This is a genomic window from Corallococcus sp. AS-1-12, from assembly GCF_020036995.1.
GTDB lineage: Bacteria > Myxococcota > Myxococcia > Myxococcales > Myxococcaceae > Corallococcus.
In genome coordinates, this window is the sequence record NZ_JAIQDD010000047.1 from 1 (window position 1) to 25,477 (window position 25,477).

Annotated in this window: 26 protein-coding genes and 1 pseudogene; 15 read left to right on the forward strand and 12 right to left on the reverse strand. The window is 71.2% G+C overall.

The annotated features are described in order from the left end of the window. Both K8556_RS37415 and K8556_RS37420 read left to right on the forward strand, forming a co-directional pair. The coding region (locus K8556_RS37415; RefSeq protein WP_223744923.1) for a DUF2380 domain-containing protein at positions 1 to 534 on the forward strand (534 nt) is incomplete at its 5' end. Beyond that, positions 531 to 1,001 carry an NUDIX hydrolase gene (locus tag K8556_RS37420; RefSeq protein ID WP_223744924.1) on the forward strand — a complete coding sequence of 157 codons (471 nt, stop codon included), beginning with the start codon at positions 531 to 533 and terminating at the stop codon, positions 999 to 1,001. The genes K8556_RS37415 and K8556_RS37420, both read left to right, overlap by 4 nt. 98 nt (positions 1,002 to 1,099) lie before the next feature. Here K8556_RS37420 and K8556_RS37425 read toward each other — a convergent pair whose 3' ends face one another. From K8556_RS37425 to K8556_RS37435, 3 genes are read right to left on the reverse strand one after another with little or no spacing between them, the layout of a single operon-like run. Beyond that, positions 1,100 to 1,711, reverse strand: a complete 612-nt coding sequence (locus K8556_RS37425) for an isochorismatase family cysteine hydrolase (protein WP_223744925.1) — start codon at positions 1,709 to 1,711, stop codon at positions 1,100 to 1,102. A gap of 42 nt (positions 1,712 to 1,753) precedes the next feature. Continuing rightward, positions 1,754 to 2,422 (reverse strand): SCO family protein, encoded by a 669-nt coding sequence (locus K8556_RS37430; RefSeq protein ID WP_223744926.1) that lies wholly within the window; start codon positions 2,420 to 2,422, stop codon positions 1,754 to 1,756. After that, positions 2,419 to 2,955, reverse strand: a complete 537-nt coding sequence (locus K8556_RS37435; protein WP_223744927.1) for a hypothetical protein — start codon at positions 2,953 to 2,955, stop codon at positions 2,419 to 2,421. Before K8556_RS37435 ends, K8556_RS37430 begins: the two co-directional genes overlap by 4 nt. 107 nt (positions 2,956 to 3,062) lie before the next feature. Here K8556_RS37435 and K8556_RS37440 point away from each other — a divergent pair, with 107 nt between their 5' ends. Next, entirely contained in the window at positions 3,063 to 3,476 is a 414-nt protein-coding gene (locus tag K8556_RS37440; protein ID WP_223744928.1) for a FixH family protein, read from the forward strand. A gap of 1 nt (position 3,477) precedes the next feature. Here K8556_RS37440 and K8556_RS37445 read toward each other — a convergent pair whose 3' ends face one another. Next, entirely contained in the window at positions 3,478 to 3,930 is a 453-nt protein-coding gene (locus tag K8556_RS37445; protein ID WP_223744929.1) for a hypothetical protein, read from the reverse strand. Between the two features lie 134 nt (positions 3,931 to 4,064). On the opposite strand from K8556_RS37445, the gene K8556_RS37450 reads away from it, so the two are divergent. Together K8556_RS37450 and K8556_RS37455 are read left to right on the forward strand one after the other, a co-directional pair. Continuing rightward, positions 4,065 to 4,883, forward strand: a complete 819-nt coding sequence (locus K8556_RS37450; RefSeq protein ID WP_223744930.1) for a class III extradiol ring-cleavage dioxygenase — start codon at positions 4,065 to 4,067, stop codon at positions 4,881 to 4,883. 200 nt (positions 4,884 to 5,083) lie between these two features. Next, positions 5,084 to 5,617 (forward strand): DUF5666 domain-containing protein, encoded by a 534-nt coding sequence (locus K8556_RS37455; RefSeq protein ID WP_223744931.1) that lies wholly within the window; start codon positions 5,084 to 5,086, stop codon positions 5,615 to 5,617. Here K8556_RS37455 and K8556_RS37460 read toward each other — a convergent pair whose 3' ends face one another. From K8556_RS37460 to K8556_RS37480, 5 genes are all read right to left on the reverse strand, one after another. Next, complete coding sequence (locus tag K8556_RS37460) at positions 5,618 to 7,540, reverse strand: lamin tail domain-containing protein (protein WP_223744932.1); 1,923 nt, start codon at positions 7,538 to 7,540, stop codon at positions 5,618 to 5,620. It abuts the gene before it with no gap. Beyond that, complete coding sequence (locus K8556_RS37465) at positions 7,495 to 7,836, reverse strand: hypothetical protein (RefSeq protein ID WP_223744933.1); 342 nt, start codon at positions 7,834 to 7,836, stop codon at positions 7,495 to 7,497. The genes K8556_RS37460 and K8556_RS37465 overlap by 46 nt, the downstream gene beginning before the upstream one ends. 280 nt (positions 7,837 to 8,116) lie before the next feature. Continuing rightward, on the reverse strand, positions 8,117 to 10,081 hold the full coding sequence (locus K8556_RS37470; protein ID WP_223744934.1) for an Ig-like domain-containing protein: 1,965 nt from the start codon (positions 10,079 to 10,081) through the stop codon (positions 8,117 to 8,119). A gap of 141 nt (positions 10,082 to 10,222) precedes the next feature. After that, positions 10,223 to 11,644, reverse strand: a complete 1,422-nt coding sequence (locus K8556_RS37475) for an IgA Peptidase M64 (protein WP_223744935.1) — start codon at positions 11,642 to 11,644, stop codon at positions 10,223 to 10,225. A 61-nt stretch (positions 11,645 to 11,705) separates the two neighbouring features. Beyond that, on the reverse strand, positions 11,706 to 13,244 hold the full coding sequence (locus tag K8556_RS37480) for a PEGA domain-containing protein (RefSeq protein WP_223744936.1): 1,539 nt from the start codon (positions 13,242 to 13,244) through the stop codon (positions 11,706 to 11,708). 296 nt (positions 13,245 to 13,540) lie between these two features. Between K8556_RS37480 and K8556_RS37485 the strand changes: the two genes are divergently transcribed. Both K8556_RS37485 and K8556_RS37490 read left to right on the forward strand, forming a co-directional pair. After that, the gene (locus tag K8556_RS37485) at positions 13,541 to 14,545 is read left to right on the forward strand and encodes an SDR family oxidoreductase (protein WP_223744937.1); all 1,005 of its coding nucleotides are present in this window, start codon (positions 13,541 to 13,543) and stop codon (positions 14,543 to 14,545) included. 82 nt (positions 14,546 to 14,627) lie between these two features. Further along, positions 14,628 to 15,629, forward strand: a complete 1,002-nt coding sequence (locus tag K8556_RS37490) for a diacylglycerol kinase family protein (protein ID WP_223744938.1) — start codon at positions 14,628 to 14,630, stop codon at positions 15,627 to 15,629. A 13-nt stretch (positions 15,630 to 15,642) separates the two neighbouring features. On the opposite strand, the gene K8556_RS37495 is transcribed toward K8556_RS37490, so the two are convergent. Beyond that, on the reverse strand, positions 15,643 to 16,551 hold the full coding sequence (locus K8556_RS37495) for a LysR family transcriptional regulator (RefSeq protein WP_223744939.1): 909 nt from the start codon (positions 16,549 to 16,551) through the stop codon (positions 15,643 to 15,645). A gap of 121 nt (positions 16,552 to 16,672) precedes the next feature. Here K8556_RS37495 and K8556_RS37500 point away from each other — a divergent pair, with 121 nt between their 5' ends. From K8556_RS37500 to K8556_RS37530, 7 genes are all read left to right on the forward strand, one after another. Then, positions 16,673 to 17,416, forward strand: coding sequence for a type 1 glutamine amidotransferase domain-containing protein (locus tag K8556_RS37500; RefSeq protein WP_223744940.1), 744 nt, complete (start codon positions 16,673 to 16,675; stop codon positions 17,414 to 17,416). A 21-nt stretch (positions 17,417 to 17,437) separates the two neighbouring features. Further along, positions 17,438 to 18,088 (forward strand): NADPH-dependent F420 reductase, encoded by a 651-nt coding sequence (locus K8556_RS37505; RefSeq protein WP_223744941.1) that lies wholly within the window; start codon positions 17,438 to 17,440, stop codon positions 18,086 to 18,088. A gap of 58 nt (positions 18,089 to 18,146) precedes the next feature. After that, a complete protein-coding gene (locus tag K8556_RS37510; protein ID WP_223744942.1) occupies positions 18,147 to 18,836 on the forward strand; it encodes an NUDIX domain-containing protein in 690 nt (229 codons plus the stop codon). Positions 18,837 to 19,019: 183 nt separating this feature from the next. After that, the gene (locus tag K8556_RS37515; protein WP_223744943.1) at positions 19,020 to 19,823 is read left to right on the forward strand and encodes a protein phosphatase 2C domain-containing protein; all 804 of its coding nucleotides are present in this window, start codon (positions 19,020 to 19,022) and stop codon (positions 19,821 to 19,823) included. A gap of 4 nt (positions 19,824 to 19,827) precedes the next feature. Beyond that, the gene (locus K8556_RS37520; protein WP_223744944.1) at positions 19,828 to 21,696 is read left to right on the forward strand and encodes a hypothetical protein; all 1,869 of its coding nucleotides are present in this window, start codon (positions 19,828 to 19,830) and stop codon (positions 21,694 to 21,696) included. A 21-nt stretch (positions 21,697 to 21,717) separates the two neighbouring features. Next, positions 21,718 to 22,785 carry a nicotinamidase gene (locus K8556_RS37525; RefSeq protein ID WP_223744945.1) on the forward strand — a complete coding sequence of 356 codons (1,068 nt, stop codon included), beginning with the start codon at positions 21,718 to 21,720 and terminating at the stop codon, positions 22,783 to 22,785. A gap of 38 nt (positions 22,786 to 22,823) precedes the next feature. After that, positions 22,824 to 23,618, forward strand: a complete 795-nt coding sequence (locus K8556_RS37530) for a hypothetical protein (protein WP_223744946.1) — start codon at positions 22,824 to 22,826, stop codon at positions 23,616 to 23,618. Positions 23,619 to 23,628: 10 nt separating this feature from the next. Here K8556_RS37530 and K8556_RS37535 read toward each other — a convergent pair whose 3' ends face one another. Beyond that, positions 23,629 to 24,504, reverse strand: a complete 876-nt coding sequence (locus K8556_RS37535; protein ID WP_223744947.1) for an alpha/beta fold hydrolase — start codon at positions 24,502 to 24,504, stop codon at positions 23,629 to 23,631. A 105-nt stretch (positions 24,505 to 24,609) separates the two neighbouring features. Further along, the gene (locus K8556_RS37540; protein WP_223744948.1) at positions 24,610 to 25,047 is read right to left on the reverse strand and encodes a lipopolysaccharide assembly protein LapB; all 438 of its coding nucleotides are present in this window, start codon (positions 25,045 to 25,047) and stop codon (positions 24,610 to 24,612) included. Positions 25,048 to 25,103: 56 nt separating this feature from the next. Here K8556_RS37540 and K8556_RS37545 point away from each other — a divergent pair. Then, positions 25,104 to 25,477: pseudogene (locus tag K8556_RS37545) on the forward strand (hypothetical protein); the annotation flags it as partial.

A 25,477-nucleotide genomic window follows, 5' to 3' on the forward strand; every position in this document is an offset into this window, starting at 1 on the left:
GTGGTCTCCGCCGAGTGGGTGGAGATGATGCGAAGGCTCGTGCAGGCGGGCGTCATCTCCGGCTCCGCCGCCAGCGCTGCCGTCCTCATCCAGGGCGGACAGGTCATGATGGCCCAGGCGCATCAGGACCTCCCCAAGGGCGTGCGCGACGCGTTGGGGGACAGCCCGGAGGTGCGCGGCATGCAGGTGACAGACAGGGCGGGGGCGGGCATGTCGGATGCCCCGAAACATCACGTGCTTCCGCAAGAGCACCGCGAATGGTTCGAGCAGCGCGGCTTCAAGGGCGACATGGACATCGACCAGTTCTGCGTCCGGTTGGAGCAGGCCCACCACGAGGCCATTCACGGTGGCGGCGACTGGAAGCTGGGACGCACCTGGCCCGGAGAATGGAACAGGATGATCATGCGGGTGCTGCTCAAGGCCGAGAGTGAAACAGGCCGCGTGTTGACTCGGAATGAAGTTCTGAAGATCGTCGCAAGGACCATGAAAGGCTACGACATCCCAACGAACTTCACTTCTGGGAGAGGGCGATGACCGACGGGCGCTCATGGCAGGGCAATTGGCGCGTCCGGCTGTACGAGAGGGTCCGCGAGCGGGGTTACGACTCGCTGACGGCTTTTGCCGAGGCGCGACCCGCTGTCCCCATGTATCTCCTCGCCAAGGAACTCGGGAAGGACGACATCGCTGGGGTGCAGGTGTTGAAGGGGCTGCTCGACGAAGCGGAACGGCACAAGCAGGTCACACGCTTTGTTCGGGATGTGCTCGTGAGAGAGTTGTCCGAGAGCCTTCCTGACGGTTGGCCGGCCGTCATGAACGACGAAAACCGCTTCGAGGTCGCCCAGGCGTTGGGCTGCTGGTACGGACACATCCCTGAGTCCTACCTTGAGCGTGCTGATCAGGTCATGGCAGCGCTTCGCGCCAATCCGCCCCCTGCTGGCTGGCGTCCGCTTGGACCTGACGACGAACTGCTCCGCACGCTCTTGCCCGACGAAGAAGCCTGACCCGGGAGGCGCGGCGTGAGCCGCCATCCCGCAGGCGCCAGTGCCACGGGAGGAAAGCGGGCCCGTCCTGTGCGGCGAGCCCGCTGGGTTCCTTCACGTCAGCGGACGCTCAGGTTCAGGATGGCGTGGGTGCCCATGACGGCGCCGAAGGTGTCGGCGATGGTCACCAGCGCGGACTTGTGCAGCACGTCGTGGGGAATGGTGCCGCCGCCGGGCGCGTCGATGTCCCGGGTGGCCGAGGCGTCTTCCGCCACGATGACGTTGTAGCCGAGGGGCACCGCGTCACGCGCCGCGCCGGACACGCAGGCGTGGGTCATCAGGCCGGAGATGATCAGCGTCTTGATCCGGGAGATCTGCAGCTCGTGATGGAGCTCCGTGCCCTGGAACACGCTGATCTGGTTCTTCTTGACCACCTTGTGGTGGGCGGCCGGCTGGAGGTCCTTGTGGCAGAACACCGTCGCGCTGTCGTGGGCGAAGACCGGAGCGCCGGACGGGCTCACGTGCCACACGTGGAAGACCGGCAGCTTGTGCCGATCCGCGAAGGCGATGAGCCGCCGGGCGTTGTTCAGCGCGCGCGTCCCATCCGGAATGGGCAGCTTCCCGCTGAAGTACTCCTCCTGGAAATCGATCACCAGCAGGGCGGTGCTGAAGGGGTCAAGCGAGTCCGGGGCGGATGCGCCAAGGATGGTGCGGATCGTGGGGTGCGACACTCTGTTCTCCGGGTCGGGGATGGACGGCCACGCCAAGTCTACTCACCAGACCCTCTGATTTTCCTGAATTCCTTGTTGTTCGTCCAGGGCCTGGGCCAGCAGCGCGGCGTCCCGGAGCAGGGCCTCCAGTCCTCCCGCTCCCTCGGTGACCCGGTAGTAGCCGCGAAGCTGTCCCCGGGCGTCCACGAGGACGAAGTGCTCTCCGTGGAAGACGCTGAAGAAGTCGTCCTCGCCCGCGTCGGCGTCGCGGCCCATCATCACCCGGAAGCCCTCCAGGACGGTCGTCTCCACCGCGTCCAGCGGGCCCGTCAACAGCGTCCAGTTGGACGTGTCGATGCGGTGGTCGCGCGCATAGGCGCTCAGCCGCTCCGGCGTGTCGTGGCGCGGGTCCACGCTGAACGAGGCGAAGCGGACGTCCAGCCCCTGCTCCCGGGTCTGTCGCTGCACGCGCAGCATCTTCTCCGTGAGCAGCGGGCACACGGTGGGGCAGCGGGTGAAGAAGAAGTCCGCGACATAGAGGTGTCCCCGCATGTCGGCGTCGGAGAAGGGACGTCCCGTCTGCGCGGTCAGCTCGAAGCGCGGGAGCGGCCCGTACCGGGGCAGGTTCTCCGCGGCGATGCGCGCACGCTCGCGTTGAACGCGAGGCCACGCGGTGAACAGCAACGGGATGACCAGCGCTCCCGCGAGCACGAAGAGGGAGGTGGGCTTCATAGCGGAGGACAGGTGCGCAGGCAGCGCGCGTCCGTGATGACGCGCTCGGAAGTGGAGGGGCCCTGGTTCACGTCGTAGACGCCTCGGACCTGGAGGCGTGGGTCCACCAGCAACAGGAGGCGTCCGCTGTCCCGCAGCGGCCGCCAATCCGGGTGGAGCACCGTGGCGTCGCGCGACGATGCGAGGACGACCCGGACCGGGATGCCGTCCGCCTCCAGCCGCTCCTGGACCTGCCGCAGGAAGGGAAGGGGAGCCACCGCGAACGGGAGCAGGGCGAGCTGTCCCTGAAGCTGCCCGGGCTCCACCGGCTGGCCCCGCTCATCGCGAAGGGTGAGCTCGGGCAGGGGCCCATACGCAGGAGGCGGTGCCTCCAGCTCCCACGCGGCGTTCGAAGGCGGCGCCTCCGACCAGGCGAAGTCCAGCACCCGCACGAGCGCCGCGCATGCCAGCGCGGACATGGTCAGCCCCGCGGCTCCCAGCACCCCGAACACCCACGAACAGGACCGCGCGGAGGGGGACGGAGGGGCGGACATGACGGCGCACCCTCGCGCATCCAGACCGCCCGCGCGATGCGACACCTTGTCGCAGAACCCAGGCCGGCCTCTTCCGCTACACCGTCAGCGTGATGAAAGCACTGCTGATGGGAATGCTGTTGCTGGGCGCGACGCCCTCCGCCACTCCAGACGCCGGGAGCGACGCGGGACAGGTGAGCGCGGCCACCCCCGTGGGGACGGTGGCCAGCGCATCCGGCCGGCTCCGCGTCGAGGTCCTCTCTTCGATGACACCGCTCCGGAGAGGCGTTCAGACGTTCCAGGTCCGGGTCACCGACGCCGCGTCTGGCAAGCCGGTGCCCGGTGTCGTGCTGACCGTCCAGCCCTGGATGCCCGCCATGGGCCATGGCATCCCCGAGGACCCCCGCGTCACCGCGCGAGCGCCGGGGGACTTCGAGGTCTCCGACGCGGACCTCTTCATGCCCGGTGTCTGGGAGCTGCGCTTCACGCTGAAGGGGACGGTGGAGGACTCCGCGACCGTGACCCTCAAGCTGGGGCGGTAGCTCAGGACTGGAGCGCCTCGGGGGCCGACGCTCGCGGCATCAGGCCGCTGAACTCGTAGATGAACGCGCCGTTCTCCGTGACGTCCACCGTGCAGGCGCCCGCGCGGGACAGGCCTTCGAGCACCTCCTTGGCCTCGGTGAACGTGAGCTGACTGCCCGCCGCCACCTCGGCGATGGTGACGCGGCCCCCGTGCTCCTTCGCGCAGCCGAGCACGGCCCGCTCGATGTCCCGCTCGTTCAGGGCGGGCCGCACCCCCGGCGCATCCCTCAGCTCGGGCGGCAGCTTCGCGCGCCGCGCGGAGCGGACCAGCGCCAGTCCCCCGAGGATGAAGACGGCGGCGAGGATGAACCCCGTGACCGTGTTCTCCGCCTTGTTCTGGCGCAGGTTGTCGATCTCCACGCCGAAGCCGATGACGCCGAAGGCGGCCAGCGCCCAGCCGATGATGTTCTTCATGAAGCCCCCATGGCGGTCCCCGCGCCGGTTCATAGCAGAAGGGGTGCGTGCCCCCTCGCACAAGGCCCTCTCGGCGTGGGCCCGGCGTTCGACGGCCTGCGCGGCGCGAGGCTGCGCGTTACACCCGGGAAACCATGCCGACCGACCCGTCCAGCACGCCACGCCTGCCCGTCGTCTTCATCCCGCACGGCGGTGGCCCGTGGCCGTTCGTGGAGCTGGGCCTGCCGAAAGCGGAGGTCCAGGCGCTCGCGGCCTGGCTGCGTCAGGTGGGCCAGCAGCTCGCGACGCGACCGAAGGCCCTGCTCGTCATCTCCGCTCACTGGGAGCGACCCGTGGCCACGGTGATGACGTCCGCGGCGCCGCCCCTCCTGTATGACTATTCCGGCTTCCCGCAAGAGGCGTACCGCATCACCTGGCCGGCGCCGGGCAGCCCGAGCCTCGCCGCGCGCGTGCGCGAGCTGCTCTCCGCCGCGGGCCTCCCCTCCGCGGAGGACAGCGCGAGAGGCTACGACCACGGCACCTTCATCCCGCTGAAGCTCATGTACCCGGAGGCGGACATCCCCTGCGTCCAACTGTCTTTGAAGCAGGGGTTGGATCCAGCGGAGCACCTGGCGCTGGGCCGGGCGCTCGCGCCGCTCCGCGACGAGGGCGTCTTCATCATCGGCAGCGGGATGACGTTCCACAACCTGCGCGCCTTCGGAGACCCGCGCGCGCACGAGGTCTCCGCGAAGTTCGACGCCTGGGTCCAGGATGCCGCCACCGCCCCCGCGTCCGTCCGTGACGAGATGCTCAGGCTGTGGACGCAGGCGCCCTACGCGCGGCTCGTCCATCCGCGCGAGGAGCACCTGCTCCCCTTGATGGTCGCCGCCGGTGCCGCCGGGGAGGACCGGGGCACCACCGCCTGGTCCGGCTCCATGATGGGGGCGCGCCTCTCCGGCTTCCGGTTCGGCTGACGCGGAGGGGCGGCGCATGCCCGCCCGCCCTCCGGCCAGGGGGGAGGGAACTCCGGGCAGCCAGGCCCAGGCCCCACCGGCCGTGGTTCCCGGCGGGGCAGGGTGTCCCCAGCTTTACCGGGGGAGAGCGGGCTCGCGCGCCATGCAGGGGATTCCCTCCGGCCGTGGGCTCCTTCGCACGACGCGGGAGGACGTGGCCAATGCGGAGAATGCGCGGGACGGCGGGCCTGCTGGTGTTGGGCCTGGTGGGACTCGGGGGGCTGTCAGCGTGCAACGGCGGCGAGCCGAAGGCCGAGGGCCCTTCCGCGAAGCACCGCGAGGGACGCTCGGAGGTGCTGCGCGGGCTGATGGCCTCCAAGGAGACCGTGGACCCCAAGGCCCTGAAGGCCGCGGGCGCGGATGTGAAGGGCGCGCAGCCCCCAGCTCAGGAAGGAACGGGCGGCTCCGGTCAGCCGCAGCGGCCCATGGGCTGGACCGCGGGCCGCGTGTCCTGGGTGGGGGACGACGAGCTGCTCTTCGTGGACGGCCATGGCCTGGAGCAGGAGGTCCGCGTGGACGAGGCCACGCGGTTCAAGCTCGGCGACGAGAACGCGCAACTGCACGACCTGTCCGAGGGCGACGAGATCCGCGTCACCTACGAGGACCAGGGGCAGGAGTGGGTGGCCCGGGACGTGGAGGCCGTGCCCGTGGTCAAGCCACCCGGGCCCAACCCCGAGTCCCCGCCGCTGCGCTGACTAGAACGCGCCTCCGTCCGCGCGCCGCCCCGGCGAGGACTGCAGCCCGGGCGTCAGCGTGGTGTGCAGCACGAAGCCCGCGTCCGGTGACAGGTCCGGGGAGCGGTTGATGGACACCGCGTCCACGGTGCTGGAGTACTCGACGCGGTCCACGACGCCGCCGTCCGGGCGCTTGAGCTGCACGGCGTCCGACGTGTTGTTGAGCGCCAGCGTCCCGCTGGAGGCCGCGAGGGTGTCGGGCGTGCCGGCCGGGAAGCCCGCGGTCCCACCGAAGATGACCAGGGGCCGGCCCGGGTGCAGCACCGTTCCCGCGGCGAAGACGTGCTGCGGGTTCAGGGCGTCCCACAAGGTCCAGCCGGACAGGTCCACCGGGGCGGTCCCCGCGTTGTAGAGCTCCACGAACTCGTGCGCGGTGCCGCCCGGGAGCGCGGGCTCGTTGGCGAGCAGCTCGTTGATGATGACCCGGGGCTCCGTGCGCGTGAACCAGATGCGGCCGGGGGTCATGTCGAAGCGGGACGCGTCGGCCGTGTCCACCACGCGCAGGCGCACCAGGCTGCTCTCCATGTCCGGCACCTTCCACGTGAAGGTGCCCGTGCTCGCGCTCACGGAAGGCGCCAGGACATCCCAGGTGTCGCCGCCGTCGTAGGTGGCCTCGATGCGCACGGTGCCCACCCCCGCCGAACGCCACTCCAACGTCAGCGAGGCGCCCACGATGAACGTGCCCCCCAGGGGCGCGATGACCCGCACGCGCGGGCCGGGCACGCCGCTCAGGTCGTAGCGCGTGAGCACGGGGTAGTGGTCGCTGACGGTGCGCGCGTAGTCCGGGATGGACGTGTCGGGACGGAGCACCTGGACGCCGCCGGGCACCGCGTCCACGGCCACCTCGTCGGTGACGAGCGTGTGGTCGATGACGTCGTTGTACTCCGTGGTGGTGCGGAGGGTGGCGTCGGTCAGCACCTTCGTGAGGAAGGTGTAGTGCGTGGGGTCATCCAGGAAGTTCGCGTAGGGCGTGGGCAGCGCGACGCCGTTCTCCTTGCTGATGGACTGGTCCAGGTCGTCGTTCCAGTCGCCGATGACGAGCACGCGCGCTTCGGGGAGCCACTGGTCCAGGTAGTTCTTGAGGGCGGCCGCGGAGCGCTGGCGCTGGCCGTAGGACGTCAGGTCCTCGAAGGCCTTCATGTGCGTGACGATGACGACCAGCGGCGCGTCCTCGCCGTGGATGCGGGTGGTGAAGTCCACGCGCAGCGGCGGGCGGCCTCCGAAGTCCGCGGCCTGCGCGGTGAGGATGACCTGGGCGCTGCGGTAGGTGAGCGAGCTGTCGTAGAGGATGCCGGGCTTCTGCTCGCCCGCGGAGTAGAGCGACGTGCCGCTGAGGACGTAGTTGGTGTTGTTGGCGAGGAAGCCGTTGAAGGGGCCGGGCAGCCCGGCCTTGAGCGTGTTGAAGTCCGCGGTGTCCACCATCTCCACCAGGCCCCAGACGTGGGCGCCCGCGCCCGCGATGACGTCCCGGGCCCCCGCGACCTGGAGGTCGTCGGGCACGCCGCCGTCGGAGGTGGAGTTCACCGGTCCCTGGTTGGGCGCGCCGAACCACTCCAGGTTCCAGTGGCCCACGGTGAACAGGGAGAGAGGCGGCTCCACCCGCAGCATCAGCCGTGCGGACGCGGTCTGGCCGTCCGCGTCGCGCACGATGACGGTGAGGGGCACCGTGCCCGCGCCGGTGGGCGTGCCGGACAGGGCGCCGTCGGGGGACAGGGTGAGCCCCGCGGCCAGCGTGCCGGTGAAGCTCCAGGTGAGCGGCGCCCGCCCGCCGGAGGCCGTGAACGTCATGGCGTAGGGCTGCCCCACCCGTCCGTCCCCGAGCCCCAGGGACGTCACGGTCAGCGCCGGAATGCCTGCATCCGGCACTCCCGCATCGGAGGACACGCCGCCATCGGTGGAGACGCCGCCATCGGAGGACGCGCCGCCGTCACCTGACGCACCGCCATCGGTGGAGACTCCGCCATCGTCCGGTACTCCGCCGTCACCTGACGCGCCGCCGTCGGTGGAGACTCCGCCATCGTCCGGTACTCCGCCGTCATCCGACGCTCCGCCGTCACCCGATGCGCCGCCATCGGTGGAGGCGCCGCCATCGTCAGTGCCACCACCATCGGTGGAGGTGCCGCCATCGACGGATCCGCCACCGTCGTCAGTGCCACCGCCATCGACGGAGGCGCCGCCATCGGAGCTCACTCCTCCGTCGGCAGGTACGACCGGCGTTGGCGGTGTGGATCCGGGGCACGCGGCGAGCAGCAGGGCGAGCAGGGGCGCGACGATGCGGGCAAGGGACATGGAAGCCATCCGGTCCAGACGCCGGAAAGGGACCGCGGCCCATCGCGATGACGGGCGGTGCATCCCCATGCTTCCAAGAGTGACACATCCCCCTGTCATCCAAGAAGAAGGGCCGCGCTCCCCGGTGGGGGAACGCGGCCCTGGATCAATGCAAGGTGTCAGACGCTGCGACTACGGGTTCGCGACGCCCCAGGACGGAGCGCCCACGGCCCAGTCGGACGCGGTGTTCGTGTCCGTGGCGCTGACGCGACGGATGGTGTTGCTGGCCGGCGTCGCGTTGTTCGTCGGCACGTTGGTCCAGTCCGCGGACACGGCCGCCGCGGTGGGCGTGGAGGTCGTCGTGCACAGGGCCCCGCCGCAGTCCGCGGGCAGCCACTGCCCGGCGGCCTGGATGGCCTGGAGGTTGCCCGGGAAGGCCGCGGGCGGCGTACCCGAGTTGCGCGCGAAGGGAACCGCGTCCTGGATGGCGTTCTGCGCGTCACGCACCAGGATGACGCGGCTGGAGAAGGTGATGCCCGTCGTCCCGCCCTTGAAGTCCCAGGCCGTGTCGTAGTTGGCCGGGTTGCTGCTGGTGGGGAACTGGTCCTTCGCCGTGGTCTCGCTGTCGACCGTCCCGGCGATGTGGACCACGATGATGTCGCCCTCGGCCACGGACACGTCCGGCAGGGTGGCCAGGGTCGTGGCGGAGTTCACGTCCTGCAGCAACTGGAGGCCCGCCGTCGTGCCGGCGGAGACGACCTGCAGCTCCACCAGGTCCAGGCCGCTCGCCGCGCTGGGCTGCACCTCGGTGATGCGCAGGACCGCGCCAACGCGGTAGCCCTTGAAGGCCGCCGAGTTCGGGCTGGTGACGGCGCCACCCACCGTGTCCTTCACGGAGTTGGCGACCGACACCGTGTAGTCCGTCCCCGCGACCTGCTCGCTGGTCGTCACCAGGACGTCCTTGCCGCTGACCGTCGCGCTCTGCGCCTGGAGGCCACCGCTGAACGTGAACTGCGTCGGCACCGCGGTGAGGCTGGCCGCGTCCACCGAGCGGCTGAAGGAGACCTTGACCTGCGTGAGCGACGTCGCGAAGGCGCTCGCCAGCGTCGGGGCCGGGCAGGTGGCGGTGAGCTGGTCCGGCGAGAACACGGACACCTGGGGCTGGGCGGTGAAGCGCCAGACGATGCCGGTGGGCACGGTCACGTCGCAGCCGGAGACCAGGTCCAGGCCCGTGGACAGCTCGGTGGGCACGCGCAGCCGCAGGGGGCTGGGGGACGGCTCACCCGGGGTGATGACCGGGAAGGCGGTGAAGGCCGTGCCGCTGCCGGCGCCCGCCTCCAGCTTGCCGGACACGGTGACCAGGCGGCTCTCGTAGAGGCTGGTCGTGCCCGCGTCCTCGAAGGTGCTGACGGCGTTCACGTCCACCTTCAGGCCCGCGGGCGTCGCCGTATCCAGGCTCCACACGCCGTGGTTCTTGCTCACCACGGTCAGGTCCGTGACGGTCTTCGCCACGTTGAGCCCGCTGATGATCTCCTTGTCCGTGACGTTCAGCGTCACGCGGTCACCCACGGCGACCGTCGTGGTGGACGCGGAGTCGCGCACGAACATCGCCGGGCCGTTGGCCTCGGCCTGCAGGAAGAAGCCGGCGGCCTCCGTGGCCGCGCTGCCCGCGACCTCGGGCTTGATGAAGGTCACGAACGCGCCGCTCACGGGCAGCGGCGTGGTCAGCGCGCCCGCCGGGGCGGCGATGAACGCGGCGATCTGCGCGCTCGTGTCCGCCAGCGGCGTGGTCACGCTGGAGGGCGTGCAGGTGTTCGCCGCGATGTCGCAGGACTCGGTCAGCGCGCAGGCCGGGCTGCACGCCTGGGGACCCGTGCCACCGTCCGTGCCGGCGTCCGTCTCCGTGCCGGCGTCCGTGCCCGCGTCCACGTTCGTGCCCGCGTCCTCCTCCGTGCCCGCGTCCTCCTCCGGAGTGGTCACCGTGCGCAGCTCGCACTTGTTCTCCACGCAGGCGTACACCTGGCCCGCGGGCGGCGTGCCCTTGTCACGACAGTCGTACAGGTCAACGCACTCGTCGCCGCAACCCGTGCCGACCGTGACGAACACGGTGGTCACGAGCGCCGGCAGCCAGCTCCGCTTCAGGCTCTGCTTCAGCATGTGCATGCCTCCCAAATGGGGGTCCAGATTGCAGGTGCGGTCCCCCTTACACCCGAAAACCGAGGGGCGTCCATTTGCCCAGCCACCTGCCACGTCCCTGTCACGCGAAAGGACGTCCAGAGGCCTGGGAATCAACGGAACTCAGGGACTCTTCCGTGCTGCGGTGGACGATGGACCCGCGTACAGGTCGATGACCTCGCTGATGCCGCGCTGGCACACCGCGCAGAAGGGCACCCGGTCGCGGGTGAACATCATGCAGTCCATCTGCGGCCGGAAGTAGCCCTTCGCCTCGTAGTGCGCGCCCTCGAAGGCGCCCACCTTCCCGGAGAACTTCTGCGTGCCCAGGAACTTCTCCTCCCAGTCCCGCTGCGCCACGAAGAGCGCGTCCATCTCCGACTCGGGTTTGCGCTCCGTGCGAATCTTCTGCCGGCGTTGCTGCACCTGCAGGGCGTGCGCGTCATAGGCGGGCTGATTCCAGGGCGTGGGCAGCGGGGTCCCCGGCGCCACCAGGTCCTTCCACTTGAGCTGGGCGGGGTCGTGGAGGGCGGTGACGTTCTTCTCCCAGGGCTCCACGCGCTCGTCGGGCGCGGCGCCGTAGATGGGGGCGGAGGTGTAGTACTCGTCCGCCAGCCCCGCGAAGTGGTGGCCGAACTCGTGGACGAAGACGTAGGGCGCCCAGAGGCTGTCGGCGGCCACGGTGCTGAAGAGGTTGAAGATGCCTCCGCCGCCGTAGGTGTTTCCGTTGGAGAGGATTTCAACGAACTCGTAGGGCGCGAAGGCGGCGGTGTCACGCAGCGCGGCGTTGTCGAAGGTGAGGATGTAACGCTCGGCGCCGAAGGCGTCGTAGGTGGAGCCCAGGGGCGGGCGGCGGTGGACGCCGGTGGAGGGCCGGGAGATGCCGGACTCGGCCGCCCTGGGCATCAGCCCCCAGACGTTGAAGTCCGCCTTGCGCTCCTTGAAGGGGGAGTAGCTGAAGAGGATGTTCACCAGCTTGCGCGCGTCCTTCTCGAACTTGGCGCGCTCCGCCTCCGTGTAGCCGTCCCCCAGGATGAGGAAGTCCACCTTGTCCCGCGGCGGCCCGTTCTCCAGCAGCTTCAGCAGCGGGCCCGGCGCGGGCGGCGAGGACGGATCCACGAAGGGGTCCTTCGGATCCACCACCAGCGACCAGATTTCGCGGAAGGCGTTCTGGGCGTCGCGCTTCTTCAGGATGACCTGGACGGGGCTGTCCGGGGCGGGGAAGCGCAGCGATTCACTGAAGGTGCGGTGGGCCTGCCTCGCCTCGTCCGTCAGCTCCCACTCGCCGAAGATGGAGGCGAAGCCGCGCGAGAACACGAGCCGGTTCGTCTTCCGGTCCCGCACCTCGAAGAGGTACTTGCCCAGGTTCGTCTCGTCGATGGCCCGCGCCGGGTGGCCCGGCCAGGGCAGGGGCTCCACCACCAGCCGCTCCAGGCTGAAGCGCTCCTCGGTGGCGTTGCCGGTGTGGAAGTAGTCGACGCGGAACGTCCGGGGCGCGGCGAGGGCGGTGCTCGCCGTGAACAGCAACAGCAGGAGGGAAGCGCGCATGGGGCGCGACTCTACGCGCCCGGCGCTCCCCGGCCAGGAACCCGGAGGCGGGACCGTCCGCTCAGAACGCTCCGGAGACGCTCGCCGCCGCGCCCGTCTCGTCCGCCGTCACCCCCAGCGTCACGGGCGCGGGCTTCGCGGGGGAGGACACGAGGAAGAGCACCGCCCCGGTGAGGACCGCCGCGCCCCCGCCCACGAGCAGCCCCGTCATCAGGTGGCTCTTGCCCACCAGCGAGTCGCGCAGCGCGACGGCCCGCGCGTCCGTGCTCACGAGCTGGCCGCCGTTGGCCGCGCGGCGGTCCTCCAGGCCGTTCAGGTCCTTCTGGGCCAAGAGCCGCACCACGCCCGCGCCGCCCAGCGCCACCGCGCCCGCGCCCATCGCCACGTACGACGCCGTGCGCAGGCCCGTGCGGGGCGGGGTGCCGCCGGAGACGTCCTCCGACAACAGATTCGGCGCGGTGAGGTCCGCGCCCGTGCCGGAGGCGCTGGCCGTGCCCCGCGCGCCGCCCGCGTCCCAGGGCGCCTTGCCGTTGGCGTTGTTCATCACCACGAGGTTGGAGGGCGAGCGCCCGGTGGTGACGAAGTCCACCAGCGCGGAGAGGGCCTCGCCGGGCGCGTCCAGGCCCTGCGTCTTGAAGCCGCCCTCGCGCAGTTTCTGCCCGCCGTCGACGTTGAGCACCGTGGCGGCGAACCACTTGGGCCCGCTGCTCGCGCGCTCCAGCCGCACGACGATGACCTCCTCCACGCCCAGCGTGCCGCCCAGGCGCACCGCGTGGCTCCAGGTGCGCTCCTCGTTGCCGTCCACGGCGGAGAGGCACGGGAAGGGCGCGGCCGTCACCGACCCCTCGTAGGCCAGGTCCACCAGCAGCGGCGTGTCCGCCCCCTGCGCCTGCACCTGCCGGGGGAAGCTCACCGCGTCCCCCTTCACCATCGTCAGCTCGTACGCGCCCGCGGGCAGCTCCAGCGTGAGCGGCGTCTGCCCCACGCCCAGGCCCTCCAGGTACACGTCCGCCGCAGGCAGTGTGGACTTCAGGGACAGCTTCACCTTGGGCGTCCTGGCCAGGTCGCGGCGCACCTTCTCGAAGGCCTGCCGGATGGAGGGGGCGTACTGGTCCGGGTCCAACTGGTACTTCGGCTGGAGGCGCAGCACCTGGAGGAACGCCGCGTCGCTGTCCTTCGCCTTCCCCTGCGCCCGGTGGTTGAGCCCGTGCAGGAGCTGCGCGTGGGCGAAGAGCTTCCAGCGCGGCTCGCCCGGCGGCAGGCGGCGGATGTCGCCCAGGGCGTCGTCCAGGAGCTGGGACGCGCGGGCGTTGCGGCCCTCGTAGAACTGGTCCTGCGCGGCGTCCAACTGGCGCTGGAGGTCCTCGAAGGAGCGCGAGGAGGCGGGGAAGAGGCGCTCGGCGAACTCGGGCGCGCCCAGCACGCGCTGCTCGGGGCGGGCGCGCAGGGCGTCGTAGAACGCCTTGGACTGGCCGCTCAGCTCCGCGTCCCGGCAGTCGCCGCTGGAGACCACCAGCCGGTGGGGCGCGGCCCCCGAGGCGGTGGCGCACATCAGGCACAACAGCAGCGCGAACGCGGGCGGCTTCGGACGGAAGGGCATGGTCACGTGGGAGTGGAAGGGATTGGCCGGACCGGCGATGCAGGCCGCGTTCCGTCCTCTACCGGACTGCCCACCCTCCAGGCCAGCGGCCCCCCCGTGCCTGCCTCCCGGTCCCGCGCGTGGACCCCCGTCCGGATTCGGAGGCCCCCTGCCTCGCTGCCTGCCCTCCGGGTGAGTCACCGCCGTCCCGGGTGCGACGCCGGGCGTCATCCCCACCTTTCCGTCCACGAACCCTCTTGAACGCTCGGGCCGTCCAGAGCCGGCGGGCCGGCCAACGCCAACAAGGACCCCAGTCCATGGATCGCATCTGGAAGAAGAAGGTCATCGTCATCACGGGCGCCTCCAGCGGGATTGGCCGGGCCACCGCGCTGCTGCTGGCGAAGAAGGGGGCCCACGTGGTGCTCGCCGCGCGCCGGGAGGAGCCCCTGGAGGAGCTGGCGGCCGAGTGCGAGTCCCACGGCGTCCAGGCCCTGATGGTCCCCACGGACGTGTCGGACGCGGCGGCCGTGCGGCGGCTGGCGGAGGCCGCGGTGGAGGCCTTCGGCCACTTCGACGGCTGGGTGAACAACGCGGGCGTCTACATGCTGGGCAGCCTGGAGGAGACGCCGGACGAGGCGTTCCGCCAGCTCATGGAGACCAACTTCTTCGGCACGGTGAGCGGCGCGCGCGCGGCGCTCTCCCAGTTCCGCCGCCAGGGCTACGGGACGCTCGTCAACGTGTCCTCCACCTTCGGCGCCGTGCCCGCCCCGTACCTGAGCGCCTACGTGGCCTCCAAGTTCGCGGTGCGCGGCTTCTCCGCGTCGCTGCGCCAGGAGCTCTTGAACACGGGCATCGACGTGTGCACGGTGATGCCCGCCGCCATCGACACGCCCCTGTGGCGCCACACGGCCAACTACACCGGCTGGCGCATCCGCCCGGTGGAGCCCGTCTACACGCCGGAGCGCGTGGCCCGCACCATCCTCCGCGTGCTGCGCCACCCCCAGGACGAGGTGAGGGTCGGCGGCGCCGGGAGGAGCTTCTCGGCGATGCACGGCCTGCTCCCCGGCACGTTCGAGCGCACCCTGAAGGCCGGCACGGACGTGCTGCACTTCCAGGACGAGCGGCAGGGCCCCACCCCCGGCAACGTCTTCCAGCCCATGGCGGAGGGGGCCACGGTCTCCGGCGGTTACCACGGCACCGGAAAAACATGGCTGCGGCGGTTGCTGGTGGCGGGAGGCTTGGCCGCCGCGGCGGTGACGCTGCGCCGGCGTGCGGCCGAGCGGCACCTGGACGTACGGCTGGCCCATGCCCTGGGGGTGTGACCATGTTCCGGGGGGCGTCCCCATGCCGGGGCGCTTTTCGTGACGGGGCCATGACATGAACTGGGGAAGAGTCGCGCCCGCCATGAACATCGCCGTCCTCGTCAATCTGCGTGCGCGTAAAGGGACCGAAGGGATGGGCGGGCTCGTCCAGGACCTGCTCCCCCGGGCCCGGGTGGCCCTCACCCGTTCCCTGGATGAAGCGCGGGAGTGGGTGGACCAGCTCCGCCACGACCCGCCCAGCCTGCTGCTCGCGGGCGGAGGGGACGGCACCATCACGGGCCTGCTCAACGAGCTGCGCTCCCAGGGCGTCGCCCTGCCGGCCATTGGCGTGCTGCCGCTGGGCACGGGCAACGCCTGGGCCCGCGTCACGGGCGCGCCGCGCCCCCAGGTGGCGCTGAAGCAGATCGCCGCGTACGGCGAGCGCCTGCCGCCCCTGCGGCCCTTCTCGCTGGTGCGGGTGGAGGGCCGGGTGGCGCCCTTCGCGGGCACGGGCTGGGACGCGGAGATGATCCAGGACTTCAAGAACCAGCTCGCCGCCGCCGGGCCGCTGAAGAAGGCGCAGTCCGGCCTGCGCGGCTACCTGGGCGCCATGTTCACGCGCACGGTGCCGCGCCACCTGTTCGGCGAGGGCAACCCGAACGTCTCCGTCTACAACCTGGGCGCGCCCGCGCTGACCATCGACGCGTCGGGCGCGGTGCGGCCGGTGCCCAACGGCGGCGAGGGGCAGCTCCTGTACCAGGGCCCCGCGGGCGTGGCGGGCGCGGCGACGACGCCGGAGTGGGGCTTCGGCTTCAAGGCGTTCCCGTTCGCGCAGGCGGTGCCGCACCGGCTGTCCGTGCGCGTGTACGGCGCGGGCGTGCTGGAGGCCACGCGCAACATGTTCCGCCTGTGGCGCGGCGAGCACCCCATGCCGCGCATGCACGACTTTTTCGTGGAGCGCCTGCGGATGGACTTCGACCGCGAGGTGCCCTTCCAGATGGGCGGCGACGTGCTGGGCATGCGCCGCTCGCTGGAGTTCGACCTGGCGGAGGAGAACGTCAACCTGGTCGACTGGCGCCGCCTGGGCCGGCTCGTCGCCGTCTGACGCGCGAGCGCCCTCACGGCGCGGCGGCGCGCGCGGCCTGGACGAACGCGCCGCGCAGCCAGCGGTGCGCGGGGTCTGAGTCCTCACGCGGATGCCACAGCAGCGTGAGGGTGTAGGGCTCCAGGGGCAGGGGCGGCGGCAGCAGCTTGAGCTTCAGCCACGGCGCCACCGCCTTCGCCACCCGCTCGGAGATGGTGAGCACGTAGTCGGACTCCTCCACCAGCCGCAGCCCCGCGAGGAAGTACGGCACCGTGCGCGCGACGCGCCGGCGCTGGTTGCGCACCGCGAGCATCGTGTCCACGTAGCCGCCGGGCTTGCCGCGCGGGGCCACCTGCAGGTGCTCCAGCGCGAGGAACTGCTCCAGCGTCAGCGTGCGCCCCACCGTGGGGTGGTCCTTGCGCACCACGCACACGAAGCGGTCGGTGAACAGCTTGCGCGTCCTCAGCTCCGGGGGCAGCTCCACGTAGACGCCCACCGTCAGGTCGACGGTCCCCTCGCGCAGCATCCCGGCGTCGTCCGGGGAGTTGGGCATGAACTGGAGCGTGACCCCGGGGGCCTCGCGCCGCACCCGCGCGTCCAGCGCCGTGCCCAGCACCGTCAGCACGTGGTCCGTGGCGTGGATCCGGAAGGTGCGCTCCAGCAGCGCGGGCTCGAACGTGCGCGCGGGGGACAGCACCCCGCCCACCTCCGTCAGCAGCGCCTGCAGCCGGGGCCGCAGCGCCACCGCGCGCGGCGTGAGCACCATGCCCCTTCCGGCGCGCACGAGCAGCGGGTCATCCAACTGCGTGCGCAGCCGCGCCAGGGCGTGGCTCATGGCCGGGGTGCTCAGCCCCATGCTGAGCCCTGCCTTCGTCACGCTGCCCTCGCGCAGCAGCGCCTCCAGGGCCACGAGCAGGTTCAGGTCCACCGACGCCAGTTTCATGGCGCGAAACATATCCTTGCAGGGGATTCACTGGAGCGAAACCCACCGGCCCACCATCTTGCCGTCCACGCCAGGCCGCGCGGCGCGGTGCCCGGGGTGCTGGCGACAGGAGCGGACGACGATGCAATCCCCAGGTTCGCAGGCGAAGGTGTCCTCCCAGAAGCGGGTGTTGATGGTCGTGGCGAGCCCCGCCGTCTCCACCACGCTGGGGGGACCGGTGGGCTTCTGGGCGTCGGAGCTGGTGCACCCCTACATGGAGCTGACGGAGGCCGGCTACGCGGTGGAGCTGGCCAGTCCCCAGGGCGGCCGGGTGACGCCCGACGCGCTGAGCGACCCGCGCGACCCCAGCGGCTACTCCGCGCACGACGTGCTCAGCCTGGGCTTCCTGTCCAGCCCCCGGCACGCGGCCCTGCTGGAGACGACGCGCAAGCTGTCCGACGTGAGGGTGGAGGACTTCGACGCCATCCTCGTCTGCGGCGGTCAGGCCCCCATGTTCACCTTCCGCGAGGACCTGGCGCTGCGGGCGCTGCTGCGCGGCTTCCTGGAGGCCGGCAAGGTCACCGCCGCGCTCTGCCACGGCACGGCGGCGCTGCTGGACGTGACGCTGTCGGATGGACGGCCGCTCCTGGAGGGCCGGACGCTGACGGGCTTCGCCAACGTGGAGGAGGACGCGGCCGACCAACTGGTGGGGCGCAAGGTGATGCCCTTCCGCATCGAGGACGTCGCGCGCGAGCGGGGCGCCAACTTCGTGCGCGCGGGGGCCTGGAAGCCGTTCGCCGTGCGCGATGGCCAGCTCATCACCGGACAGCAGCAGAACTCGGGGCGGGAGACGGCGCGGCTCGTCCTCCAGGCCCTGGGACACTGAAGGACACGCGGGAGGCGGAACATGTCGGATGTGAAGATCGCGGTGATTGGCGTGGGCAACGTGGGCGGCAACCTGGGCGCGCGGCTGGCCCGGAGCGGGTTCCCGGTGCGCTTCGGGGTCCGGCCCGGCGCGGACGTGACGGCCCTGCTGGAGCGGTGCGGAGGCCGCGCGCAGGCGGGCAGCGTGCAGGAGGTGTCGGCCTGGGCGGACGTGGTGTTCTTCGCGGTGCCCGCCTCGGCCGCGGTCGCCGCGGCCCGGGAGGCGGGGGACCTGACGGGCAAGGTGGGCGTGGACTGCAACAACCCGGTGGCCTTCGACGCGAGCGGCCCCACCGTGACGCCCGTCCCCGAGGGCTCCCTCACGGCGGCGTTGGCGAAGGCGGTCCCGAGAGCGCGCTGGGTGAAGGCGTTCAACACCTTCGGCGCGGAGTTCCACGGCGACCCGGCGCTGTCGGGCACGGCGGTGGACGTGCAGTTGGCCGGTGACGACGCGGAGGCGAAGGCCACGGTGGCCGCCATCGCGAAGCAGGCGGGCTTCCAGCCCGTGGACTGTGGCCCGCTGCGCAACGCGAGCCTGCTGGAGCACCTGGCCGTGCTGTGGATCCACCTGGCGGTGAAGGGCGGCCAGGGGCGGCAGGTGGCCTTCAAGCTGCTGCCGCGCGCGGCGCCCTGAAACACCCCTTGCCGGCACCGTGTCCTCTGGACACGATGCCGGCCGGAGGGTTTCCCCATTGAGCCACACCTATGAGTACCCGCGCCCGGCGGTGACGGTGGACTGCGTCGTCTTCGGGTTGGATGAAGAGGACCTCAAGGTGCTGCTCATCCAGCGCGGCGTGGAGCCGTACCAGGGCCGGTGGGCGCTGCCCGGCGGCTTCGTGCGCATGGACGAGTCCCTGGAGGACGCCGCGCGCCGCGAGCTGGAGGAGGAGGCGGGCCTGCGCACCAGCCACCTGGAGCAGCTCTACACGTTCGGCGCTCCGGACCGCGACCCCCGGGGGCGCGTCATCACCGTGGCGTACTTCGCGCTGGTGAAGCTGTCCCAGCACCACCTCCAGGCGTCCACCGACGCGCGGGAGGCGGCGTGGTTCTCCGTCTGGGACACGCCGAAGCTCGCGTTCGACCACGCGGACGTGCTGGCCACCGCGCTGCAACGGCTCAAGGGCAAGGTGCGCTACCAGCCCATCGGGTTCGAGCTCTTGCCGCCCAAGTTCACGCTGTCGCAGCTCCAGCGGCTGTACGAGACGGTGCTGGAGCGCGAGCTCGACAAGCGCAACTTCCGCAAGAAGATCCTCGCCATGGACCTGCTGGAGGAGCTGGACGAGGTGGAGCAGGACGTCTCCCACCGCGCCGCGCGCCTCTACCGGTTCGACCACAAGAAGTACAAACAGCTCGAGAAGGCCGGCTTCAACTTCGAGCTCTGAACACCCCCACCTCCCGTCCGCACCCATCGGCGCCCGCTGACAGCTTGTCCCTCGTCGCCTTGACTTCGTGTCATATCGACACTATGTTTATGTCGTAGATACACGAAGTCGGGCGGCGTGGGGCCGCTCGTTCACCAGCAGGTTCTTGCGTCGTGCGTGCCCTTCGAGGGCCACGGGAGAGCCATGTCCACGCTGCCCTTCGATGTCGCGGTGGGTTCGGTGCAGGGCCGGGAGCACGCGCGCTCGGGGCGCAACAACCAGGACGCCGCCTGTGTCCGGGAGAGCGCGCACGGGCTGGTGGTGGTGGTGGCGGACGGGTGCGGCAGCCAGCCGTGCAGCGAGCTGGGGGCGCAGTTGGGCGTGCGGCGGCTGGCGCAGGCGGCGCAGGCGAGGCTGGCGCGCGGTGAGGCGGTGGACGGCGCGGACTTCCTGCCGGGGCTGCGAGGGGACCTGCTGGAGTTGATGGAGGGCCTGACGTCCGCGCTGGGGCGGGACGTGCTGGGGGACCTGCTCTTCACGCTGGTGGGCGCGGTGGTGACGCCGGTGCACACGCTCGTCTTCTCGTCGGGGGACGGGGTGTGGATGCTCAACGGTCAGGTGCACGCGCTGGGGCCGTTCCCGGGCAACGCGCCGCCGTATCTCGCGTATGCGCTGCTGCGCGGCGAGGACGTGCGGCTGGAGCGCCGGGCGCTGGTGCCCACCGGGGACGTGCACGCGCTGCTGGTGGGCACGGACGGGGTGGGGGACCTGCTGGGCCTCTCACAGACGCGGCTGCCGGAGCGCGATGAGGCGGTGGGCCCGCTGTCGCGCTTCTGGACGGAGGACCGGTACTTCACGAACCCGGACGCGGTGCGACGGCGGCTGGCGCAGCTCAACCGTGAAGCGGTGCGCGCGGACTTCGCGGAGCGGCGGCTGCTGCGCACGCCGGGCCTCCTGACGGACGACACCACGCTGGTGGTGCTGCGCCGCCGGATGGGGAGGGCGTGAGGCCATGGACGTCTGGCTGGAGGGCAGGAAGGTCCGGTTGGATCCCCAGCGGGCGCTGGGCAAGGGCGGCGAGGCGGATGTGTATGACCTGGGCGATGGCCGCGCGCTCAAGGTCTTCAAGCAGCCCGAGCACCCGGACTACCTGGGCCTGTTGCCCGAGCAGGCCGCGGCGAAGGCCCGGCTCGTGGAGCACCAGCGCAAGCTGCGCGCGTTTCCCTCGGGTCTCCCCGCGCGGGTGGTGACACCGCAGGCGCTGGCCACGGACAAGAAGGGCGCGGACGTCCTGGGCTATGCGATGCGCATGCTGGACGGCGTGGAGCCGCTGCGTCGGTGGAGCGAGCCCGCGTTCCGTCGCGCGGGAGGGAGGGCCTCGGACGCGGTGACGGTGCTGGCGGGGCTGCACCGGGTGCTGGCGGCGGTGCACTCGGCCGGGGTGGTGGTGGGGGACTTCAACGACCTGAACGTGCTGACGGTGGGCACGGACGCGTACTTCATCGACGCGGACAGCTTCCAGTTCGGTCCCTTCCTGTGCCCGGTGTTCACGGAGAAGTTCCTGGACCCGCTGCGGCTGGATGCGAGCGCGCAGGCGCTGACGCCCGCGCGGCCGGCGACGGTGGAGAGCGATTGGTATGCCTTCGCCGTCACCGTGATGCAGTCGCTCCTGTGCGTGGGGCCGCAGGGTGGCATCCACAAGCCGAAGGCGCAGGCGGCGCGGCTGAACGCGGTGGGACGGATGCTCCAGCGCGTCACCGTGTTCCACCCGGACGTGCAGTACCCCAAGCCCGCGCTGCCCCGGGCCTCGCTGCCGGATGACGTGCTGCACCTGTTCCACCAGGTGTTCGTGGAGGACCGGCGCGGCGCGTTCCCGCTGCCGGTGCTGGAGGGACTTCGCTTCACGGTGTGCGCGTCGTGTGGCCTGGAGCACGCGCGGGCCGCGTGTCCCACGTGTCAGCCGCACGCGGCGGTGGCGGCCACGCCGGTGTCGGCGGTGCGCGGGCAGGTGACGGCGAAGCGGACGTTCACGACCCGCGGCGTGATGGTGCACGCGAGCGCGGAGGACGGAGCGGTGCGCTTCGTCTACCACGCGGACGGCGCGTACCGGCGCGAGGATGGGCGCGCGGTGATGCGCGGCGCGCTGGACCCCGCGCTGCGCTGGGCGGTGCAGGGAGACGTGACGCTGCTGGGGCAGCGGGGGCGCGTGACGGTGTTCACGCCGGGCCGCGAGCCGGAGTTCCTGGGCGTGGATGACTGCGACCACCGGCCGGTGTTCGCGGCCAATGCCAGACACCGGTTCTGGGCGGCGGGCGGCGGGCTGTGGCGCGACGGCGTGTACGGGGCCGAGCGGTGGGGGGACGTCCTGCAGGGACAGACGCGGCTGTTCGTGGGGCCCCGGTTCGGCCTGGGGTTCCACCGCGCGGCGGGGCTGCGGGGCGCCTTCCTGTTCAACGTGGAGCGCAAGGGCCTGCGGGACGGGCTCGCCCTGCCGTGGCCGTCAGGGCAGTTGCTGGACGCGGAGGCGGTGTTCGACGGGGACTCGGTGTGGCTGCTGCTCGCGGAGGAGGCGCGCGGGCGCACGGTGCACCACGCGGTGCTGCTGGGCTCGGACGGAGCGGTGCGCGCGAGCGCCCGGGCCGACGCGGGGGACGGCTCTTGGCTGGGGACGCCGCGGGGAAAGTGCGCCGTGGGGGGCGCGCTCTTCTGCGCCACGGACGCGGGGCTGACGCGCGTGGAGCTCCAGCAGGGGCGGTTGGTGGCGGTGCGCGAGTTCCCGGACGCGGAGCCGTTCGTGGACGCGGGCCGCGAGCTCCTGCTGTCGCGAGAGGGATTGACGGTGGTGGGGGCCCAGGACCTCACCGTGCTGCGGATGAAGTGAAACACACACAGGGGGCTGGACATGAAGAAGACGACCGTGAAGGAGCTGCCGCTGCCCGGGTTCTACGATTCCAACCACGCGGCGGAGTACGGCTACGGCCCGAACGCCGGGAAGCTCCAGCGTGACGCCGGGGCATGGAAGGCGGCGCAGGGCGTGACGGCGGCGGCCACGGACCGCTTCAACCTGCACCTGCTGCTCATCGACGTGCAGAAGGACTTCTGCTTCCCGGACGGCTCGCTGTACGTGGCGGGGCGCAGCGGGCGGGGCGCCATCGACGACAACCGCCGCATCGCGGAGTTCATCTACCGGAACCTGGGCACGCTGACGAACGTCACCGCGACGCTGGACACGCACTTCGCCTATCAAATCTTCTTCCCGTCGTTCTGGGTGGACCAGGACGACCAGCCGCTCCAGCCGTACCGCGAGGTGACTCGCGAGCAGATTGAACGCGGCCAGGCGCGGCCGAACCCCGCGGTGGCGAAGTGGCTGTGCGGCGGCAACTACCCGTGGCTGCTCAAGCAGGTGAAGTTCTACTGCGAGGAATTGGAGCGCGCGGGGAAGTACACGCTCTACCTGTGGCCGCCGCACTGCCTGCTGGGCAGCGACGGGCACGCGCTGTCGGGCGTGGTGCAGGAGGCGCGGCTGTTCCACTCGTACGCGCGCGGCGTGCAGTCGTGGGCGGAGGTGAAGGGCGGCAACCCGCTGACGGAGAACTACTCGGTGCTGCGGCCGGAGGTGCTGATGCGGCATGACGGCCAGCCGCTCGCGCAGCGCAACACGCAGTTCCTGAAGACGCTGCTCACGTCGGACGCGGTGGTGATTGGCGGGCAGGCGGCCAGCCACTGCGTGAAGAGCAGCATCGATGACCTGCTGGGGGAGATCGTCGCGCAGGACGCGGCGCTGGCCCGGAAGGTGTACCTGCTGACGGACTGCATGTCGTCGGTGACGGTGCCGGACGGCAAGGGCGGCTTCGCGGCGGACTTCACGCCGCAGGCGGACGCGGCGCTCAAGCGCTTCGCGGACGCGGGCATGCACCTGGTGAAGTCCACGGACCCGCTGGCGAGCTGGCCGGACCTGCACCTGGCGTGACGTCTGGCATTGGCACTCACACGAAGGGAGACACGGACATGAGCAAGGCGAACGGGACGGGTGTCACGAAGCTCTTCGAGGACGCGCACGCGGAGGGCATCCTGAGCCCCGCGGGGTTGCAGACGCTCACGGTGGTGGACCTGGGGGCGCAGATTCAAGCGGGCCTGGGCATCCACGTGGACGACGTGCAGGCGAGCGAGGTGGTGCTGGTGACGGTGATGCCGGATGACTCCGGGAGCATCTCGCACGCGGGGCACACGAAGACGGTGTGTGACGGGCACAACCTGGTGCTGGACGCGCTGCTGGCGAGCCAGCAGAAGGACGGCGTGCTGTTCCACACGCGCTACCTGAATGGACACGTGCTCAACCCGTTCCGGCCGCTGGAGGACGTGGTGCGGATGCACAGCAAGAACTACTCGGCGGACCAGGGGACGCCGCTGTACGACCAGGCGGTGGTGCTGCTGGGCACGGTGCTGGCGAAGGCGCAGGAGTTCAGCGGCAACGGGGTGCCGGTGCGCACGGTGACGCTGCTCATCACGGACGGCGCGGACGCGGGCTCGCGGAAGGCGCGGGCGAAGGACGTGGCGGCGCTGGTGAAGGACCTGCACCGGGTGGAGAACCACATCGTCGCGGCGATGGGCATCGACGATGGTGTGACGGACTTCCGGCGCGTGTTCCAGGAGATGGGCATCGCGGACCGGTGGATCCTGACGCCCGGACAGAGCGCCCAGGAGATCCGCGCCGCGTTCCAGGTGTTCAGCCAGTCCGCCGTGCGCGTCAGCCAGGGCGCGGCCAGCTTCAGCCGCACGGCGCTGGGCGGCTTCGGGGCCTGAGGGCCCGGCGTCACGCCCGGAGGAAGCCTCCGAGCAGCTCGCGGACCTCCTCGGGACGCTCGTCGGTCACCCAGTGGCCGGTGTCCCGGAGGATGTGGGGTTCGACCTGCTTCGCCACCGCGCGCGCCTGCGCGACGAGCGGTTCACCCAGGGACTTGTCCCCGCCAATGACCATCACGGGCATGGGGAGCTTGTTCCGGGCCAGCTCCCGGAAGGCCTTCTTGTCCTGGTCGAAGGCCTGGAAGTAGCTCCACGTCGAGTGGAGCCGGCCCGGGGCCGCGTAGGCCTCCGTGTACGCCTGCCGTTCCGCTTCGCCCACGGCCTTGGGGTTGGCGGCGAAGTCGGTCCAGAAGTGGTCGAGGTAGATGCGCTCGCGCCCCTGCACCAGCTTCTCCGCGGTGGCGCCGTTGAAGGTGAAGTGCCACACGTCGCGGCTGCTCATGACCTGGTCGGACCAGGGCTCGATGCCCGGCAGGAACGCGTCCAGGAGGGCCAGGCGTTCGACCTCGTCGGGGAACAGGGCGGCGTAGGCGTAGGCGACCATCAGCCCGATGTCGTGGCCCACGACGGAGACCTTGTCGAAGCCGAGCTTCTTCACCAGCGCGCGCATGTCGCGGGCCATCGTCTCCTTGTCGTAGCCCCGCGCGGGGGCGGCGGAGGCCCCCGCGCCTCGCAGGTCCGGGATGAGCACGGTGTGCTGCTTCGCGAGCTCCGGCGCCAGGCGCCACCACATGAGGTGCGTCTGCGTGTAGCCGTGCAGCAGGAGGACGGGGCTGCCCTTGCCGCCGATGACGAAGTGGATCCGCGTGCCGTTGACGTCCTCGTCGCCTTCGCGGAAGCCCTCCGGGAAGAAGGGACGGACGGTGCTCGGCTGCTGGCGTGTCATGGGCGCCTCCTCGCGGGAGCGGGTTCACGCCTCAGGGTGTGCATGCCCCGTGTGCGTGAGGCGCCAGGTCGAGCGGGGAGTCCGGCGCTCGGGTCCCCGGAACCCTCAGGCGTCCTGGGGCGGGAGCAGGCGGGACTGGATGAACTCCAGGTACTTCGCGTCGTCGCCTTCGAAGAGCTCCTCGCCTCCGCCCATGAAGGCGCGGGCGAGCTCGTCGGCGGCGCGGGCTTCGTCGCCCAGCTCCAGGGCGCACTGGCCGAGCCGCAGGTGGACGAAGGGATTGCCGAGCCCTCCGGGGGAGTGGACGGCTTCGCGGAAGTGCTCGCGGCAGTCCTCGAAGCGTTCGAGCTGGAAGTACATGTCGCCGATGGCGGCGCGCACCCAGGTGTTCTGCTGATGCTCGCGGGTGGGGTCGGGGATGAGGGCGAGGGCGGCCTTGAAGTGTTTCAGGGCCTGCTCGAAGTCGCCTTGTCCCGCGGCCGTGTCTCCCTGGGCGCAGAGGTCGGTGATGCGCTGGTGGGTCTCATCCGATATCGACGTCATCCGTGCTCCGGGGACCGGGGGACATTTAGATGACACGTCTTGGGTGGAGACGCTACTTGGGCACGAAACCGTGGGGACGCGCTGGCTGCTGGCTGATGCTGCTGGTGTTCTGGGTGGGCTGCGCCAGCGGACCCACGGTGCGGCTGCGCACGGAGCAGGGGACGCGGACGTACGCGCCGGCCACGTGGGACCGGAGGGTGCCGGTCAGTGCTCGGGAGTTCGAGGAGGCGCTGACGCGGCTGGTGCTGGAGGTGCCACTGACGGTGCGGGCACCGAAGGTGGTGCGCGCGGTGGCGAAGAAGGGGGCGCAGTTGGACCTGGGGTTCGGGTTCCTGCTGCGGGACGGGTACGGGCGGTGGTGCCGGGCGCATGAGGCTTCGAGGGACTGTCTGTCGTTGCTGGAGGACGGGGCGGGCTTCGGTGAGCTGGA

Excerpts from the sequence above, each read along its gene's own strand:
- K8556_RS37420 (WP_223744924.1), top strand. The coding sequence starts at position 531 with ATGACCGACGGGCGCTCATGGCAGGGCAATTGGCGCGTCCGGCTGTAC.
- K8556_RS37430 (WP_223744926.1), bottom strand. The coding sequence starts at position 2,422 with ATGAAGCCCACCTCCCTCTTCGTGCTCGCGGGAGCGCTGGTCATCCCG.
- K8556_RS37435 (WP_223744927.1), bottom strand. The coding sequence starts at position 2,955 with ATGTCCGCCCCTCCGTCCCCCTCCGCGCGGTCCTGTTCGTGGGTGTTC.
- K8556_RS37440 (WP_223744928.1), top strand. The coding sequence starts at position 3,063 with ATGGGAATGCTGTTGCTGGGCGCGACGCCCTCCGCCACTCCAGACGCC.
- K8556_RS37445 (WP_223744929.1), bottom strand. The coding sequence starts at position 3,930 with ATGAAGAACATCATCGGCTGGGCGCTGGCCGCCTTCGGCGTCATCGGC.
- K8556_RS37450 (WP_223744930.1), top strand. The coding sequence starts at position 4,065 with ATGCCGACCGACCCGTCCAGCACGCCACGCCTGCCCGTCGTCTTCATC.
- K8556_RS37455 (WP_223744931.1), top strand. The coding sequence starts at position 5,084 with ATGCGGAGAATGCGCGGGACGGCGGGCCTGCTGGTGTTGGGCCTGGTG.
- K8556_RS37465 (WP_223744933.1), bottom strand. The coding sequence starts at position 7,836 with ATGGCGGCGCCTCCGTCGATGGCGGTGGCACTGACGACGGTGGCGGAT.
- K8556_RS37470 (WP_223744934.1), bottom strand. The coding sequence starts at position 10,081 with ATGCTGAAGCAGAGCCTGAAGCGGAGCTGGCTGCCGGCGCTCGTGACC.
- K8556_RS37475 (WP_223744935.1), bottom strand. The coding sequence starts at position 11,644 with ATGCGCGCTTCCCTCCTGCTGTTGCTGTTCACGGCGAGCACCGCCCTC.
- K8556_RS37480 (WP_223744936.1), bottom strand. The coding sequence starts at position 13,244 with ATGCCCTTCCGTCCGAAGCCGCCCGCGTTCGCGCTGCTGTTGTGCCTG.
- K8556_RS37485 (WP_223744937.1), top strand. The coding sequence starts at position 13,541 with ATGGATCGCATCTGGAAGAAGAAGGTCATCGTCATCACGGGCGCCTCC.
- K8556_RS37490 (WP_223744938.1), top strand. The coding sequence starts at position 14,628 with ATGAACATCGCCGTCCTCGTCAATCTGCGTGCGCGTAAAGGGACCGAA.
- K8556_RS37495 (WP_223744939.1), bottom strand. The coding sequence starts at position 16,551 with ATGAAACTGGCGTCGGTGGACCTGAACCTGCTCGTGGCCCTGGAGGCG.
- K8556_RS37500 (WP_223744940.1), top strand. The coding sequence starts at position 16,673 with ATGCAATCCCCAGGTTCGCAGGCGAAGGTGTCCTCCCAGAAGCGGGTG.
- K8556_RS37505 (WP_223744941.1), top strand. The coding sequence starts at position 17,438 with ATGTCGGATGTGAAGATCGCGGTGATTGGCGTGGGCAACGTGGGCGGC.
- K8556_RS37515 (WP_223744943.1), top strand. The coding sequence starts at position 19,020 with ATGTCCACGCTGCCCTTCGATGTCGCGGTGGGTTCGGTGCAGGGCCGG.
- K8556_RS37520 (WP_223744944.1), top strand. The coding sequence starts at position 19,828 with ATGGACGTCTGGCTGGAGGGCAGGAAGGTCCGGTTGGATCCCCAGCGG.
- K8556_RS37525 (WP_223744945.1), top strand. The coding sequence starts at position 21,718 with ATGAAGAAGACGACCGTGAAGGAGCTGCCGCTGCCCGGGTTCTACGAT.
- K8556_RS37530 (WP_223744946.1), top strand. The coding sequence starts at position 22,824 with ATGAGCAAGGCGAACGGGACGGGTGTCACGAAGCTCTTCGAGGACGCG.
- K8556_RS37535 (WP_223744947.1), bottom strand. The coding sequence starts at position 24,504 with ATGACACGCCAGCAGCCGAGCACCGTCCGTCCCTTCTTCCCGGAGGGC.
- K8556_RS37540 (WP_223744948.1), bottom strand. The coding sequence starts at position 25,047 with ATGACGTCGATATCGGATGAGACCCACCAGCGCATCACCGACCTCTGC.